Here is a 16,601-nt window from a genome sequence, read left to right as displayed (position 1 = left end):
TTGATTGCCGGTTGGAACTGTTGTAAAGGTTGAGGGGGGGAATCCAAGGAAATATCAGAGATGTGCATGATCATTTGGCGCAGGGTTATTAATCCATCTTCTATGAAATCGTGGAATTATATAAGCATTTATTATCCTGGAGATTTTAAAATAAAACCTACCTAATTATAGAAGTGATTTGAACGTAAGGAAATTGTAAGAAATGCATAAGAAAAAAGAAATTTTTATTATGTAGGATACAAATATAGAGAAGCACAAAAGAGGGAGGATAAATAGGATTTATTTATACGAAAACCAAACTAGTAATAAGCACATTCTAAATAAAAAAATCATTTATGGTACTAACATACATGTGAAAAAGAGAGGTTTTACCGTTTATTACGACAGTATGGTGCTTGTAAAAATAAACAATATGAAGATGATTTCTGTGTAATTAGTAAGAAATAATATACAACCGCCGATACTATATGAATAGAGGGGAAGAGTGTCTTATGAAAATATATAATTAACTCCCATTTGCAGATTTAGCACTTTTCATTGCCGGAACTCTTTATTATACCTAACACCAACCGCAATGATAAAAACAGGCTCCACTCAAAATATACTTAGTTCATTACAAATAAGTACTCAACTAGATCGTACTTCCGTCGAACAAGTAATGCGAGATACATTGCAACTTGGATACCCCCGGGGTACTCGCTAAAACTTCCCAGGGTAGAAAAACGTAGGGGTATGCAGCTGGTATATAGGATATAAGAACTAAGAACCGATGAAAACAGATTTTTACTTTCGCATTGGAAGTGTAACGACTTAAACAAATTTTTTTCTTATTTGCTTGGTGGCAATTATTGAAAGAACAGCAACTAAAACAAATATTCACTACAGTTTCTACAGGAAAGGGAGGAATCAATGGATATGGTCTAGGAATCTATGAAATTAAACTTCCTAACGTTGTCTCGATAGGGGGACATACAGGTGTTATTCCAGGATTTAATACTTTTGCTGGAGGGACACATGGAGGGAGGCATATGTTGACGGCAATTTGAACAGTATGGGTAGAGCCGAGAATCCTGGTCTTTTTAAAAGTATTTTACTTGTTGAATTTAGACAGTAGGGATAAAGGCGGAATAGTAGTTTATGTGATGTTTGTAATTGTACAAATAAAAGATGAAATCGATCATTTATCTAAGGAGGTATTTTTCTTATGGAAAATAAATTATCTGGGGTGTTAGCCGCTACCTTGGCTCTAACGATGAGCCTACCAACAGGAGCGCTAGCGTCTTCTAGCAGTAAGACTCCAGTTGTATCTAGTCAAGAAGTTGCTAGCCAAGATTTGGAGAAGATTGCTGCAGAGAACGCTGAACTACTCACGAAGTCCTATGAGACGACTAGCGTGCAGTATGCGCTGATTGATAATGGTAAACTTATTTTGTCGGGGCAGACAGGCAAGAATGACATAGAAGGGAAAGAGCCACTAACCAAAGATACTCTATACGGAATTGGTTCAACCAGTAAAGTATATACAGCTGCGGCTGTTATGAAACTAGTAGACGAAGGAAAAGTTGATTTGGATGCCCCTGTTGCCCGCTATATTCCTGAGTTCAAAATGAAAGATAAACGATATAAGCACATCACACCGCGTATGCTGTTGAATCACTCCTCGGGTTTGCAAGGTTCCACGTACAATAATGTATTTTTATTTAAAGATAACGATGCTTATGCCCATGATATCTTGTTGCAGCAATTGTCCAACCAAAACTTGAAGGCAGACCCTGGTGCGTTCTCAGTATACTGTAATGATGGCTTTACGCTGGCTGAGATCTTGGTAGAGAGAGTCAGTGGTATGAGTTTTACTGAATTTCTACATCAAAAGTTTACAGAGCCATTAAAACTGAATCATACGATAACATCGCAAGACAAATGGGAAGACGAAAAGCGGGCTGGACAGTATTCTCCGAAATACCAGGGTCAGCTTCCAAGTGAAATGGTAAATGCGATTGGTACGGGAGGAATCTCTTCTACTGCAGAAGATGTGGTGCGATTCTCACAAATATTTATGGGACAGGGAAAAGAAATTCTCTCTAATAAAGCAGTCAAGGCGATGGAACAAGAAGAATATAAAAGAGGCATGTGGCCGGAAGATAGCGAAAACGTATTCAACTATGGTCTTGGCTGGGATAGTGTGAAACTATACCCATTCAGTGAATATGGGATAAAAGCGTTGACTAAGGGTGGGGATACGGTACTGCAACATGCCACATTGGTCGTGCTTCCAGAACAGAAGATGGCAGCAGTTGTATTGTCCTCCGGCGGCTCCAGCACGACAAATCAACTGTTGGCAAACAAATTACTGTTAGCTAGGCTTAAAGAGAAAGGGACAATTAAGGATATAAAACCAGATAAATCCTTCGGCAAGCCAGTCAAGGTTAAAGTACCTCAAGACGTGGTAAAAAAAGCGGGTTTTTATGGAAATATCCAAAGCCATTTCAAAATAGAAATTACGAAGAAGGGAGAACTGTTTTTACCAACTAAACCGAAAGAAAAATATGTATATACGGCGGATGGAAGCTTTATAAATGAGAAGGGTACCTCCAAGCTTAACTTCGTTACTGAGAAGAATGGAAAAGTTTATTTGAGAGAGAGCACATATGAATTATCGCCGGGATTGGGGCAAAATGTGTTGACTCAATATTTAGCCCAAAAATTAGAAAGCAATGTGTTACCGAAGAAAACAGCAGCTGCATGGGCGAAGCGTGAGGGGAGCAAGTTCTACCTCGTTAACGAAAAATTTAATTCAATGAACTATCTAGGACTACTAATGCCTCTAAACACACAAATTACGCTCAAGGATGGGTATTGGGACGGCAAAAAAATTACAGGTCCAAATTCGGCGACGCATCAAATTCAGATTCCCGTGATAAATGGGCGGGATACGACGGAAGCTCATTTCTATACAGAGAATGGTAATGAATATATGGAGATGGCCAGCTTTTTATACGTCAGTGAATCTAACGTAAAATCCCTTGATGCAGGTCAATTATCGAAAGTTACACTGCAAGAAAATGGGCATGCCAAATGGTTTACGATTCCGCAAACGGCAGCAGGGAAAACGATGACTGTGAAGTTGCCATCAGGAAGTTCATTCGCGGTGTATGATGAGAATGGAGTATGCGTCAATTTTACCGTCGTTAGTGACAATAACAAAGTGAAACTACCAGAGAACGGAACGGTTGTATTTGCTGGCGCACCGAACTCCGAATTTACAGTTGCATTGAACTAGCTACAACTCGGGATAGACTTCAATAAAACAGTGCGACATGGAAAAGATATTTTATTTGTATCTTAAGTATTACCTTAAATAATATTACACTTAAATTCTTAGCTTAATAGCAATGGGATAGCACCACACATCCATCAACTTAAGGTATGTTTTTACACAAAATGTGTTCTTTCCATAGAGTTTTTTATAATCTTTTCTGGATTTTATAAAAGTTGGCATATCAAATAAACCCTGACGGGCTTCAATTTTTTTACTATGCTACCTGATGAGTAGAAGTGGTATACTCATATACAACACCCAAAATATCAAAGACTGTCTTTTTCTCATATCGATGAGATTTTCGTCCGTTGTGCTGTAGGAGGTTAAACAGACGAAGGAGAACCTTTGATAATTCTTGGGTGTTTTTGTGTAATGCTTGGTAAAAAAGTAAAAAATAATCCTTAATTATGTACATCGCTTTATATTCACTTAGCTCTTTCTGTTTCTTACGTAACAGGAGTTCTCGCATTTTAAACATAGTAGAAGAACATAATAGAATACTAATGAGTTGCCCATAAAGGTGACATTCTAAGCGTTCTTGTTTAATAGATTTACAACGATGAATTTGAAACCAAGATTTCCATATTTTAAATAACAGTTCAATTTGCCAACGCAGTGAATATAGATCATAAATTTTCTCTTTTGGTACCCATTCCGTAGGAATGTTTGTCATATATACCGTAATGCCTTGTAAAAGTTTTGTACGCTCTGTATATGTAATTCCTTTTTTCTTTTCGCGAATAGCTCGATCACGTAGGCGTTTCTGTTTTTGCTCCTCGGTACATCTATAAACCACAATGCGAGTAGGCAGTTTGTCTTTACTCCCCACATATACATCATGTAATTCATACACTTGGCCAGGTTGTAATTGTTTCATGATGTCTTCCAAATGAATTTGTATATATACCGGTCTCAATTGAGCGGGTTTTGTTTTAAATACGACTGTTTCGAATTCTTTTCTATATATTTTAGTTGGTAACTTAAGACGTGATAAATAATATCCTTGCTTATCTTGAATAGACTTAAAATCTTGTAGACGAAAATATCCTAAGTCACGAATATATAGTTCATTCTTTTGTGCCATGCCTGTTCGAGTCGCACTATATGCCTGATCACTTCGTTTTCCTGGTTCAATTTCCACATCAGAAAATTTTCCACTCAACAAGTCATACTCTAGTTGAATTTTCACACCAGCTGTATGACTACATCCTCCGGCACCAGGATAAGTAGTTGCGAATCGATCTGGAACTTGGAAGGTTGTAGAATCAAGGACGAGAATCCGTTCAAAATAAGAAGAAAGAGAATGAGAAATCTTAGATACTCCTCCAATTTTAGCTTGTAGAAGTGTAGTAAATACAGTGCGAAAGAAGGCTACTGAAGCCGAATTAAATCGTCGATTAAGTCCCTCCGGACTTAATAAAATTCCTGTTGAAGTTTCTAATTGACTACAAAGTTGAGTAAGAGAGGTAGTAGCGATTTGTTGATTTAACCATACACACAAAGATAAGAAATGGTGCCCGTGGCACTTGCGTTTTCGTTTCATCCCGCCTGCTTCTATAGCTAGTTGATTAAGTGTAGCGGGAGACATATATCGATATAGCTCCTCGGCAAATAAAGATAACTCTTGTTTTTGGTGCATATTCATAAAAAGCACGTCACCCTTTCTCATTAACATAAGAAAATAGTAACGTGCTTTTAACTTCAAAAATAGTCTAAATCCTTAAGTTGATGGATGTGGGATAGCACCACATGTCTATCAACCTAAGAAAATAAATCAACCCCATGTCCATCAAGCTAGTAAAAATAAATACCCCAAAAATAGTAAAATTGACATCCCCAGAGTAAAAATGTAAAAAATTATTGTTTAGGGCAGCATAAAACCTTAGTTTGATAGCGATATGGCGCTACTCATAAAAAAAGAAATAGGAGAGAATATCCTATTTCTTTTTATTAATATAATAAAATGTAATGAATAGATCCAAAGTAATGATAATAATTAGAAGTAACAAGTGTATAAGTGCATCAGTTTTTCCGTTTAGTAAAGACTTTACAAAGAAATCCCATTCTGTTTCATAGGGAGGCTCTACCCAATTTCGTTGCAGTCCTAACACCATTCCATTTATGAAATAGACAATGCTTAATAGGATTCTTCCAAGAAATAAGGCAGTTGCTTTTATAGTCCACTTCTTTATCTTTATTATATAAAGGGTTGGAAATAGTATAAGCACCCAAAAAATAAGAATGTAAACAGCATTGATCATTCTCTATACTCCTAACAAAACGATTTTTTCTTAATCTTGGTGAATTTTCAGGGTGAAAGTTAATGGTGTTCAAACCGTTTCTGCACTTTGGAAAAAAGGAGACAGAATTCCGGCTCCTTTTCCTTTTCTATCTCTCCGTCTCAAAAAACTCAATCCACTCCCCATCAGGGCCAGCGAAGAATATGTAACGTGTTCCATCTGGTAATGTTTCGATTTCTTCTCCTAGTAAAAATGTTACGCCGTGTTTTTGAATTCTTTCAATTTCATCTTCTAATGAATCCACTTTAAAGCAAATATGATGTACTTTTCCTTCTGCTGGAAGAGAAGAGTTATAACCTTCGATGAGTTCCAGTATCGTTTCCTTCGATTCTTCCACACCTAAAAAGGCGAGTTTTAAATCTGGATTCGGGTGCCCCATACGTTTAATGAACTGTAAGCCGACTACTTTTTCATAAAAAGTAATAGATGTTTCTAAGTTTGCAACCATAAGTCCAACGTGTTCTATTCTTCTAACTGGCATGTAGATTCCTTCTTTCTGAAAATTTTATATGTAAAATGATATTGAAAATTAAGAAAATAAGCAAGATAAAAACCTTACAAATTTTAGCGTGTTATATGGTATAGTGAGAAAGTATGTTTGGGGAGAAGGAAGGAGATTATACGATGAATACACCTACTCAAACTCCTTCATTATCGGCAACGATGAAAGAGTGGCATTATGCATTAGCATATGAAATTAAACATTGGAAAACGATAGGTGGTAGTAAAATTTCTATCATGAACGGTCGTTTTTTATATACAGATTATGAAAATACAGTGTATGTATTTCAGCTTATTTCGGAAGTAAGCTTACCTGAAGGTTCACCAATTCGAATTGAGTTCGATGGTGAGGAAGCGACAGGGGAAGTATTATCTGTACATGGATTAGAAATAGAACTGAAATTAAATGATTATATACAAGGTGAAATAAGAGAAGCGGTTTTATATAGTGAACCGTGGCAATTGTTAGAGCAACTGCAAGAGAGATTGAAAGAAGCACATAAAGATAAGCTAAAACGTAATCGTATAAAGCGTCTTGTTGATGGGACGAGCAGTCCGAAACATATTGAGAAGATGAAAAATCCGAAAAATGAATTGGCGTATCGTTCATTTTACAATCCGACAACGTACGTATGGGGACCGCCTGGAACAGGGAAGTCGTACAATTTATCACGTATTATTTCGGCTCATTACCAAAAAGGAAAATCGGTACTTGTGTTAGCTCATAGTAATGCGGCAGTGGACGTATTAATGAGTGAAGTAACGAAGCAAATTGAAAAGAAAAAGAAATGGACGCCTGGCGAAATTGTTCGTTACGGTTATAGTCAACATGAACATATACGAAATCATGAAACGTTACTTGCGTCGAAGTTAGTTGAAACGACGAACGGATCATGGGGTGAGGAAAGACTCTACTTAGAAGAAACACGCCAAGAACTTCGTGAAAAAATTTTATCGTATAAAGCAACATCTGCTGATAAGAAGCGTATACAAGAGATTGAAAGTGATCTTCGAAAGCAAAAAGCGAAAATTAAAGAAGTAGAAAAAGAATATATTGAAAATGCGAAAGTAATTGGTGCGACTTTATCAAAATGTGCAATTGATTCACTTATTTATGAGCGTACATTTGATTTAGTTGTCGTAGATGAAGTGAGTATGGCGTTCGTTCCGCAAATCGCATTAGCTGCTTCACTTGGAAAACGTATCGTCGTTTGTGGGGACTTTTTACAGTTACCTCCGATTGCGATGGCGAACCATGAACTCGTTCGCAAATGGCTCGGCGAAGATATGTTTTATCATGCCGGCATTGTTGATTCTGTAAATAAATCAGAAGCACATCCCAACCTTTTTATGTTGCAGGAACAAAGACGTATGCATGCGGACATATCGAAGTTTACGAATTCATTTATTTATAAAAATAGAGTATACGATCATCCGTCTGTTTCAGAGCGTAAAGAACTTGCACAGTTACAACCGTTCGCAAATGAGGCAAGTGTTTTATTTGATACGAGCTTAATGGGAGCTTTTTCGTTAAAGGACGCTGCTTCTGGTTCTCGATTTAACATTATGTCTGGTTTAGTAGCGATGCAAATGATGTTAATCGGACTGTTAGATGGTGTTCAATCGATCGGTGTGGTTACGCCTTACAGGGCGCAGTCACGCTTTTTATCAACATGTATCAGGGAAATGTTGCAGAGAACGAAATATCAAAACATACCAGTATTAGCGGCGACAGTTCATAAGTTTCAAGGTTCTGAAAGAGATATGATGATCTTTGATACAGTTGATAGTTATCCGCAAGAACGACCTGGTGTGTTATTCTTTGACCATAAAAACCATCGCCTCGTCAATGTAGCAGTAACGAGAGCGAGAGGGAAGTTCATTCAATTATCAGATTGCCATTATATGCGTAAAAATCTTTCGAGAAAACAAGCGTTATCACAATTAACAGCTCATATAGAACGTCACGGGGATGTGTATGATCGCACGACATCCAGACAAGTATGGGAGCGGAAAATATCGAAACGATTACGCTGGTTTATGGAAATGAATCTGGAGGAAACGAAAGGGCTATTAAAAGATATTTTAGCCGCAAAACGAAAAATCATTATTTCACTTCCAAGTACGAAGCAAGTAGATAAACGAGTATGGCGAGCGTTAATGCGTACAAATGCACAAATAACGGTTTATAGTGATGGACCAGTTCCATTAAAAAACGTAAAGTTACAAAGACAAAATAAAGCATTCCCATTTGTATTAATCGATGATGAAATCTTTTGGGCAGGGGCACCACTCACATCTCAAATGATGTTTGAAGGTAGTACGGAATTTCCGTACATATGTGCAAGACTACAAGCACCTGAGACAATTGGTGTATTAAAAGGATTTTTAGATATTCGGTAAATTCGGATAGGAATTCCTTGACTTTTGCTTGGAATGAACTTAGAATGAAAATAATTTAATACAATTTTATGAAAATTCTTATCGCGAGAGGTTGAGGGACTGGCCCTATGACACCTCGGCAGCGGATTCTTTACGAATACTGTGCCAATTCCAGCAAGGTAACTTGAAAGATAAGAAAGAAGCTCATTTTGACTGTATATACAGAAGCCTCTTTCTATCTTTTAGAAAGAGGCTTTTTTACGTGAAAATAAAAGGAGGAAGAAAAATGGGAGCGACAGGAGTAACGTCACAAAGAAAAACAATTGAAGAGAGCATAGAAAGAAATAAGGAAAAGTACATAAAAACAAGTCATGATATTCATGCGAATCCAGAGATTGGTAATCAAGAATTTTATGCATCAAGAACGTTAAGTTTATTACTAGGTAGTGCTGGTTTTCAGCTGCAGCATAATATAGCTGGGCATGAAACAGGTTTTATCGCACGAAAAAGTTCAGGAAAACAAGGACCAGTTATCGCATTTTTAGCGGAATATGATGCTTTACCAGGACTCGGTCACGCGTGTGGTCACAATTTAATTGGCACAATTAGCGTTGCAGCAGCAATCGCATTATCAGAAACGCTTGAAGAAATCGGCGGAGAAGTTGTCGTGTTTGGAACACCAGCAGAAGAGGGCGGGCCTAATGGTAGCGCAAAGTCGAGTTATGTAAAAGCTGGGTTATTTAAAAACATTGATGCGGCGCTTATGATTCATCCGAGCGGAAAGACAGCGACGACGAGCCCTTCACTAGCAGTCGATCCACTTGATTTTCATTTTTACGGAAAAACAGCTCATGCCGCAGCTTCACCTGAAGAAGGGATTAACGCATTAGATGCGGTGATTCAGCTTTACAACAGTATTAATGCACTTCGCCAACAACTTCCCTCAGACGTGAAAATTCATGGCATCATTACAGAAGGCGGAAAAGCACCTAACATTATTCCTGACTACGCCGCAGCAAGGTTCTTCATCCGTGCAGCTACGCGAAAAAGATGTGCGGAAGTAACAGAAAAAGTAAGAAATATAGCACAAGGAGCAGCGTTAGCAACAGGTGCAAAAGTAAAAATTCATCAATTCCAAAATGAAATCGATGAACTACTCGTAACAAAAACATATAACGACATCGTAGCGGAAGAACTAGAACTACTAGGTGAAGAGGTAAATCGTAAAGAAAGAATCGGCATCGGCTCAACCGACGCCGGAAACGTCAGCCAAGTCGTACCGACCATTCACCCGTACATTAAAATAGGTCCAGATGACTTAATTGCGCATACGAATGAATTTAGAGAAGCAGCACATTCAGAACTAGGAGATAAAGCGTTAATTACATCGGCAAAAGCATTAGCAAATACGGCGTATCGATTAATTACGGAAGAAGGGTTGTTAGAGAAGGTGAAGGAAGAGTTTAGAGAGGCGCAGAGGAATCAAGGATAAGGGGATTAAGGTGCTCTTTTCGAATAGCAATCTAATTAATAAGTAGAGATATAAAAAAAGAACATTGAAATATCAATGTTCTTTTTTGTTTACTAATCATTGATTTTGTTGGTTTTTCTCATAAAGGAAAAACTTTTACTGTTAGCGGGAGATAATACGTATCCCTTTATCAGAACGACAATTTCTCCTCAAACTCACTCTTTAAAACAATTAAAGGAGATGATAATCCAAATTGCATTAACGAGTCTAAAAATGTAGCGAGAGAATCCATCGAATCGCTCATGACCTTCATCATATAATTAAATTCCCCGCTAATTCGATATAAATCTGTTACTTCAGGAGTGGCATTACAATATTGGATAAAATCAGAGCATTGGCTCGTTTTAAACATGATGAATGCTTGAATGTTTTTATTAATTTTGGAAGGCTCAAATTTTGTTCGGTAAGCTGCGATAACTCCTTGATCTTCAAGTTTATTAATACGCTCCTTTACAGCAGGTTGCGTCATGGATATAATCCGTCCTATTTCTGAAACAGAAATTCTTGCATTTTCATACAACAAGTTCATAATTTTATGGTCGATTTCATCCAATTTTACTGCGTTTTGCATTGTGTAGCCTCCTTATTTTATTTTTTAAGTGAATCACAAATTATAACTATAATATCATAAGTGAACGAACTAAATTACCTATAAATCTATATTTAAAATGATTGGTGTTTGCATGAAAATATAAGTATAGGTTTTTATCAAACGGAAATTTAGGAAGGATGGAAAAAATGAAGAATCTTGATGGGAAAGTAGCGTTAGTAACAGGAGCGAGTCGCGGCATTGGCCTTGCCATTGCAATGAGATTGGCGAAAGATGGTGCATTAGTTGCGATTCACTACGGCCGAAATAAAACAGCTGCAGATGAAACGATTAGTGAGATTGAATCCAATGGAGGAAAAGCGTTCATAATTGAAGCTGAGCTCAATTCAATGGATGGTGTCAAAAAGCTAGTAGAACAATTAAAAAATGAATTACAAATAAGAGTTGGTACATCAGAGATTGATATTTTAGTAAACAATGCAGGGATAGGTACACAAGGAACGATTGAAAATACGACAGAAGAAGTTTTTGATGAAATTATGGCCGTAAATATTAAGGCGCCATTCTTTTTAATTCAGCAAACATTACCGTTACTACGAGCAGAGGGGCGCGTTATTAACATTTCATCAGCTGAAGTAAGACTTGGTTTTACAGGATCCATTGCATACGGTTTAAGTAAAGGTGCACTAAATACGATGACACTTCCTCTAGCTAAACAACTTGGAGAAAGAGGTATAACAGTGAATACAATTATGCCTGGATATACGAAGACTGATATGAATGTGAAATTGCTAGATAATCCGGAAATACGAAATTTTGCTACGAATTCATCTGTGTTTGGACGAATAGGACAAGTTGAAGATATTGCAGATGCAGTAGCATTCCTTGCTTCTTCTGATAGCCGCTGGGTAACGGGGCAGATTATAGATGTTTCTGGAGGGTTTTGTTTATAGGGGCACTACTCCATACCCATCAAGCTAATCAAGTAAATTACTAGATATGAAACAATCCTTGTTTCAGTCTGAACAAGTTATCAAAGGAACAGTAGAGTCTATTTGTGGCGCTTAGTGCGCTCTTTTTTCGCATTATTTTTGTACCAATCATTACAATAATGAATAAGGAGTGTTTTTATGCCATCGATTATTTATTAGCTTTAGTAATCTTTTGTATGACTACATCAGAATTTATGGTTGCAGGTATGATGAATGAACTTGATCTTGCATTCCAAGTTTCTGTATCATCTATTGGGTATTTAATTTCAGCTTATGCAGGAGCAATGGTAATAGGAGGCCCCATTTTAACTGCAATCCTCTTACGGATGCGCAGCAAACAAGCATTATTGTTTTTAATGTTCGTATTTTTAATTGGTCAATTGCTTGGAGCTATTGCTTGGAACTATAATATTATGATGATTTCACGTATTATAACTGGTATTGCTTCAGCTTTTGGAGTTGCAATTTCCTTTTCTGCAACATTGGTTCACTCTGATTCAAGGGGAAAAGCCGCATCAATTGTACTTGCAGGTTTAATGTTCGCAACTGTATTAGGTTTACCTATAACAACCGTTATTTCGCAATATTTTGGCTGGCGTATTAGTTTTGGGGCAGTTTCGGTTCTTGTGCTAGTATCAGGGATTATGATTCAACGGTTGTTACCATCATCTTCAAATAAAGAGCAATTAAATTGGAAAGACGAACTTCTGCGATTTAAGAATATTCATCTTTGGGCAGCGTACGTAACAAGTATGTTCATTATTGGCGGTACGTTTGCAGCATTTAGTTATTTCACTCCGATTTTTACAAATGTCACAGGCTTTTCAAGTGCAAGTACGCCATCCTTTCCTATGATTCTACAGAAAGAATAGCGTATTTTTTCATTTTAAGGAAATTTAGTTTTACTAACTGTACCACACATCCATCAACTTAAAGGACTATTTTTGAACTTGATTTTTATGAAATATGCACCCGGAAATTTATAGTAATAATTCTAATGTTACCTCACTAGTTAGTAGGATATTTTTTCTTAATATATGCATACTAAACATACTATAAAAGGTACATAGAAAGTGAGGGAATCATGGCTAAATTTTTGAGGCGTTTAAAATATAGAGATAATCCTAAGTCATTTCCAATACGAGACAATACTCATTTTCAGAAAAAAATATTGAAGATCCCCTCTTAGACGCTGATTTAACCAAAAACATAGCTAATATTCAGAATATATTTCGTCAAGCACCTGATTTAGTAATTCGGCGGTTTCAAATAACAGTAGATGGATTAGAAGCGGCTTTAGTATATTTGTCTGGATTAACAGATAAAGAATTGATTCAGAATCATGTTCTAAGTCCTTTGATGAATAGTGATTTTAATACCAATACAGAACTTCCAATTCCATTAGGACAAATTAAGATTATTAATACATTGAGTCAGATTGAAAATGCTATTTTTGGGGGGAGATAGTGTTTTATTAATTCACAGTCGAACAACAGCACATCAATTGGATACAAAAGGATGGCCACAAAGAAGTGTTGAAGACGCTCATAACGAAATAGCTCTAAAAGGTGCGCATCAAGCATTCATAGAAACGGGAAGTCAAAATATTGCAATGATTCGAAGATATATTCCTCATCGTGAATTAACGATAAAAGAAATAGTAATTGGTGTTCGAAGCAAAACCAAAATTTCTATTTTATATTTGAAAGATGTAGCTTCTGAAGATGTGCTGAAGGAATTAGAAACACGAATTCAAAATATTACAATCGACGCTGTTGCTAGTAATGGCGAACTTATAGAATTCATTGAAGATCACCCTTATTCACCGTTTCCGCAATTTATATTAACTGAAAGACCCGATTTGGCAGTATCTCACATTTTACAGGGCAGATTTGTAACTGTAATGGATCATTCGCCTAATGTGTTAATTACTCCAACAAATTTTATTTCCTTTTTTCAAGGAGTGGATGATTACGGTACAAGGTGGTTAATTGCTTCGTCCATTCGGGTGCTTCGTTTTATCGCCTTTATGATTGCTTTATTTTTGCCTGCGAGTTATGTTGCGTTTATCTCCTTTAATTTTGAGGTTATTCCTGTAGAACTGTATTTATCTATTGCAGAATCGAGAACGCGCGTTCCTTTTTCTCCAGTTATGGAAGCATTACTCATGGAAATAACATTGGAAACGATGAGAGAAGGGGCTTTAAGGATACCTACTCCAATCGGTCAGACAGTTGGAGTTGTAGGTGGTATTGTTATTGGACAGGCGGCTGTTCAAGCGGGAATTGTAAGCAACATTATGATTATTGTTGTTGCTGTTACCGCCATCTCTTCTTTTGTTATACCTAACTATGATATGGGAGCGGCAGTAAGACTTTTACGCTTTCCATTGATGCTAGCAGCTGCCTTATTTGGAATTGTTGGAATTGTTATCGGGTGGATGACTTTAATTGGACATCTATGCAGTCTTAAATCGCTAGGTACTTCTTACGGAACCCCATTAGCACCGTTTCGCTTTGCAGATATGAAAGATGCTTTTGTGCGCTTTCCTTTATGGACAATAAGAAGGCGCCCTAAGGGGAATGGAACCATTCAATCTATTCGACAAGGAAAGAATCATAATAAAAGGTGAAATTATGGAAAAGTATGCCAATAATAAACTCACTCTTATGCAGTATATTATTTTAATCAATGGGGTGCAGGTGGGCACAGGCGTTTTATCGCTTCCACGTGTGGTTGCAGAAAAAGCTGGAACGGACGGATGGATAGCTATATTGATTGGTTGGATATTCTCCACAATATCAGGAATATTTATAGTGAAAATTGCTGCAAGATATCCTGGAGACACGATTTATGACATTCTTATACGATTGTTTGGAAAAATAGTAGGGAAAGCTTTCGTTATTATTTACATGATGTACTTCGCTTTTTATTCTTGTATCGTTCTTGTAAACGCTATGCTTTACCTTAAGGGATGGCTTCTCCCGAAAACACCTGACTATATCGTTATCTTTTTATTTTCGATTCCTACCTATTTTGTTGCACGTAACGGTCTTAGCATTCTAGGACGATACTCCGAACTTTTTTTTATATGGCGCTTTGGATTCCAATATTTTTTTTAATCCCTCTTAAAGGGCACGGAAGTTGGATGCCCTTCTTTCCGATCTTAAAAGAAGGGTTGAAACCTATTTTAACGGCTGTACCAAGCACTGTTTTTGCCTATTTAGGCTTTGATATTGCTTTCTTTTTATACCCATTTTTACAAAAAAAACAGTATGCAGTCCATGGAATGGTTATAGCAAACACCTTAACGATGTTATTTTATTTATTTGCTACTATTGTTTGCTTTGCCTATTTCAGCCCTGATAGCATTACGCAATATAATCAACCGGTACTAAATTTACTGAAAGTAATTGAATTTCGTTTTTTAGAACGTTTTGACATGATTTTGTTGGCTGTTTACTTAACCGTTGTTTCCACATCATGGATTCCTGCCTTATACTGTTCTGTATTTTGTTCAAGCCAATTACTTGGAAAACAAGATCACAGCTCTCATGTAGTTGTTCTCTTATTGCTTATTATCGGATTCATATTTTGGACTCATCCTAGTCGGAATGAAGCCGAAATTTGGCAACAGGTATTATCCAATGCTGGATTAGGATTAACCTATATATCACCTATTATTTTATGGCTATATTGCTGTCTATATGAGAAGTTTCGCAAGGGGAGGATACATTGATATTGAATAGAAAAGTACTATGTTTAATGTTGTTATCGGTGTTCATGATGACTGGATGATTTGATCAAACAAATGTTGAAGATGTTTCCCTTACTCTTATTCTCGGTATCGATTTAGATCGTAATGATAATTTATTAGTGTATATATCAAGTCCTGTTTTCAATAAAGAAGCAAAAATAAAGGAAGAAACTGCTGGTGTGAAATCTGCTACGGTTCGAAAATCTAGAGACCAATTTGATGCTACTGTTATGGCGCTTACCGCGGGAAGTAAAACACAGATTTTTTTAATTGGAAAAAGGCTACTGAAACAAAAAAACTGGGAAAAGTACCTCGATCCATTTTACCGAGATCCCAAAAATACAGTTACCGCAAGGGTTATCGCTGTAGATGGACCTGTTTCGGATGTCATCTTCCATAGCCCAAAAGATAAACCGCGGCTTCCTATATATTTAACGAAACTAGTTGATACCGCAGCTTTAAGAAACATCACAGTAAAAACAACGCTTCAAGAATTACATGAGCAAAGAGTAGACAAAGGGGTAACAGCAAATATTACTGAGATGAAAAAAAAGAATAAAATATGGGTGACAGGTACAGCGTTATTAGATGAAAAGGGAAGGTATAAATTAACGCTAAAACCTGATGAAAACAAACTATTACGCATTTTGCAACAAAGAACTACAGGTGAATTTTCATTTACAATGCCAATTAAAATAAAGGCGGATAGCCAAGATAAAGATTGGATAGGTTTTACTGCCTATAATGTTGAAGTAAAGACAAAGACAAGATATGATGAGCATTTTATATTTAATGTAGATGTAAAGATGAGAATTGGTATTACAGAACGACTTTTTTCCTTTAATACAAGAAAGGACGCAACAAAATTACAAAAGGCAATTGAAACCAAGCTTGAAGCTGATTTCAAGCAATTAATACAAAAAATACAAACCGCCAAAATTGATCCTATTGGGCTTGGAGAATATGCAAGAACTTACACATATCCAGAATGGAAAAAAGTCCAAAATAAATGGAATAATGAATTAGCAAAGGGTGATGTAAACGTCAAGGTTAACATTAAAATTGGCGGAATGGGAACGATTAAGTAACATGAATTCAACTGTGATTCGTACTAAGGTTGCAAGTACTGTCTACTTTAGAAGGAGAAATATCTTTAATAGGAGTACCGCCACATCGCTATCAACCTAAAATTTTATAGTATCCCCAGAACGCAATGTTGTGTTAGCTTGTAACAAAAACGCTCATTTTTTCGTTTTGGGGGTATTTGCA

General features: G+C 36.7%; 9 protein-coding genes, 4 pseudogenes and 1 riboswitch. Of the genes and pseudogenes, 9 read left to right on the top strand and 4 right to left on the bottom strand.

Translation table 11 applies throughout. The annotated features are described in order from the left end of the window. Window positions 1-536 precede the first annotated feature (536 nt). Window positions 537-1,114, top strand: a pseudogene (locus tag MHH42_RS15885) (serine hydrolase). Between the two features lie 90 nt (window positions 1,115-1,204). Next, the gene (locus MHH42_RS15880) at window positions 1,205-3,280 is read left to right on the top strand and encodes a serine hydrolase domain-containing protein (protein ID WP_070173457.1); all 2,076 of its coding nucleotides are present in this window, start codon (window positions 1,205-1,207) and stop codon (window positions 3,278-3,280) included. A gap of 253 nt (window positions 3,281-3,533) precedes the next feature. Here MHH42_RS15880 and MHH42_RS15875 read toward each other — a convergent pair whose 3' ends face one another. The 3 genes from MHH42_RS15875 to MHH42_RS15865 form a co-directional block, all read right to left on the bottom strand. Further along, entirely contained in the window at window positions 3,534-4,964 is a 1,431-nt protein-coding gene (locus MHH42_RS15875) for an IS4 family transposase (RefSeq protein WP_199692109.1), read from the bottom strand. Window positions 4,965-5,256: 292 nt separating this feature from the next. Beyond that, the gene (locus MHH42_RS15870) at window positions 5,257-5,580 is read right to left on the bottom strand and encodes a hypothetical protein (RefSeq protein ID WP_000606340.1); all 324 of its coding nucleotides are present in this window, start codon (window positions 5,578-5,580) and stop codon (window positions 5,257-5,259) included. A gap of 127 nt (window positions 5,581-5,707) precedes the next feature. Then, window positions 5,708-6,100: a VOC family protein gene (locus MHH42_RS15865; RefSeq protein WP_340893588.1), complete on the bottom strand. Its 393-nt coding sequence runs from the start codon at window positions 6,098-6,100 to the stop codon at window positions 5,708-5,710. 113 nt (window positions 6,101-6,213) lie between these two features. Between MHH42_RS15865 and MHH42_RS15860 the strand changes: the two genes are divergently transcribed. Together MHH42_RS15860 and MHH42_RS15855 are read left to right on the top strand one after the other, a co-directional pair. After that, window positions 6,214-8,523, top strand: a complete 2,310-nt coding sequence (locus tag MHH42_RS15860; RefSeq protein ID WP_070173456.1) for an AAA domain-containing protein — start codon at window positions 6,214-6,216, stop codon at window positions 8,521-8,523. 75 nt (window positions 8,524-8,598) lie between these two features. After that, a riboswitch (SAM riboswitch) is annotated at window positions 8,599-8,700 on the top strand. A gap of 88 nt (window positions 8,701-8,788) precedes the next feature. Then, the gene (locus MHH42_RS15855; RefSeq protein WP_070173455.1) at window positions 8,789-9,994 is read left to right on the top strand and encodes a M20 family metallopeptidase; all 1,206 of its coding nucleotides are present in this window, start codon (window positions 8,789-8,791) and stop codon (window positions 9,992-9,994) included. A gap of 169 nt (window positions 9,995-10,163) precedes the next feature. Here MHH42_RS15855 and MHH42_RS15850 read toward each other — a convergent pair whose 3' ends face one another. Continuing rightward, on the bottom strand, window positions 10,164-10,604 hold the full coding sequence (locus MHH42_RS15850; protein WP_016108751.1) for an Lrp/AsnC family transcriptional regulator: 441 nt from the start codon (window positions 10,602-10,604) through the stop codon (window positions 10,164-10,166). A gap of 167 nt (window positions 10,605-10,771) precedes the next feature. Here MHH42_RS15850 and MHH42_RS15845 point away from each other — a divergent pair, with 167 nt between their 5' ends. From MHH42_RS15845 to MHH42_RS15825, 5 genes and pseudogenes are all read left to right on the top strand, one after another. Beyond that, window positions 10,772-11,536 (top strand): SDR family oxidoreductase, encoded by a 765-nt coding sequence (locus MHH42_RS15845; RefSeq protein ID WP_340893587.1) that lies wholly within the window; start codon window positions 10,772-10,774, stop codon window positions 11,534-11,536. Window positions 11,537-11,694: 158 nt separating this feature from the next. After that, the gene (locus MHH42_RS15840; protein WP_081339599.1) at window positions 11,695-12,447 is read left to right on the top strand and encodes an MFS transporter; all 753 of its coding nucleotides are present in this window, start codon (window positions 11,695-11,697) and stop codon (window positions 12,445-12,447) included. 212 nt (window positions 12,448-12,659) lie between these two features. After that, window positions 12,660-14,207: pseudogene (locus MHH42_RS15835) on the top strand (spore germination protein). Between the two features lie 4 nt (window positions 14,208-14,211). Next, window positions 14,212-15,314, top strand: a pseudogene (locus MHH42_RS15830) (GerAB/ArcD/ProY family transporter). 2 nt (window positions 15,315-15,316) lie between these two features. Next, window positions 15,317-16,420 (top strand): annotated as a pseudogene (locus MHH42_RS15825) (Ger(x)C family spore germination protein). Window positions 16,421-16,601: the final 181 nt, after the last annotated feature.

This window comes from Bacillus sp. FSL L8-0099, assembly GCF_038006385.1.
Lineage (GTDB): Bacteria > Bacillota > Bacilli > Bacillales > Bacillaceae_G > Bacillus_A > Bacillus_A toyonensis.
This window is presented reverse-complemented; position numbering and strand designations above follow the sequence as displayed.

What these genes read in the sequence shown, in the direction of transcription:
- MHH42_RS15880 (WP_070173457.1), top strand. Translation starts at nt 1,205, where the DNA reads ATGGAAAATAAATTATCTGGGGTGTTAGCCGCTACCTTGGCTCTAACG.
- MHH42_RS15875 (WP_199692109.1), bottom strand. Translation starts at nt 4,964, where the DNA reads ATGAATATGCACCAAAAACAAGAGTTATCTTTATTTGCCGAGGAGCTA.
- MHH42_RS15870 (WP_000606340.1), bottom strand. Translation starts at nt 5,580, where the DNA reads ATGATCAATGCTGTTTACATTCTTATTTTTTGGGTGCTTATACTATTT.
- MHH42_RS15865 (WP_340893588.1), bottom strand. Translation starts at nt 6,100, where the DNA reads ATGCCAGTTAGAAGAATAGAACACGTTGGACTTATGGTTGCAAACTTA.
- MHH42_RS15860 (WP_070173456.1), top strand. Translation starts at nt 6,214, where the DNA reads ATGTTTGGGGAGAAGGAAGGAGATTATACGATGAATACACCTACTCAA.
- MHH42_RS15855 (WP_070173455.1), top strand. Translation starts at nt 8,789, where the DNA reads ATGGGAGCGACAGGAGTAACGTCACAAAGAAAAACAATTGAAGAGAGC.
- MHH42_RS15850 (WP_016108751.1), bottom strand. Translation starts at nt 10,604, where the DNA reads ATGCAAAACGCAGTAAAATTGGATGAAATCGACCATAAAATTATGAAC.
- MHH42_RS15845 (WP_340893587.1), top strand. Translation starts at nt 10,772, where the DNA reads ATGAAGAATCTTGATGGGAAAGTAGCGTTAGTAACAGGAGCGAGTCGC.
- MHH42_RS15840 (WP_081339599.1), top strand. Translation starts at nt 11,695, where the DNA reads ATGAATAAGGAGTGTTTTTATGCCATCGATTATTTATTAGCTTTAGTA.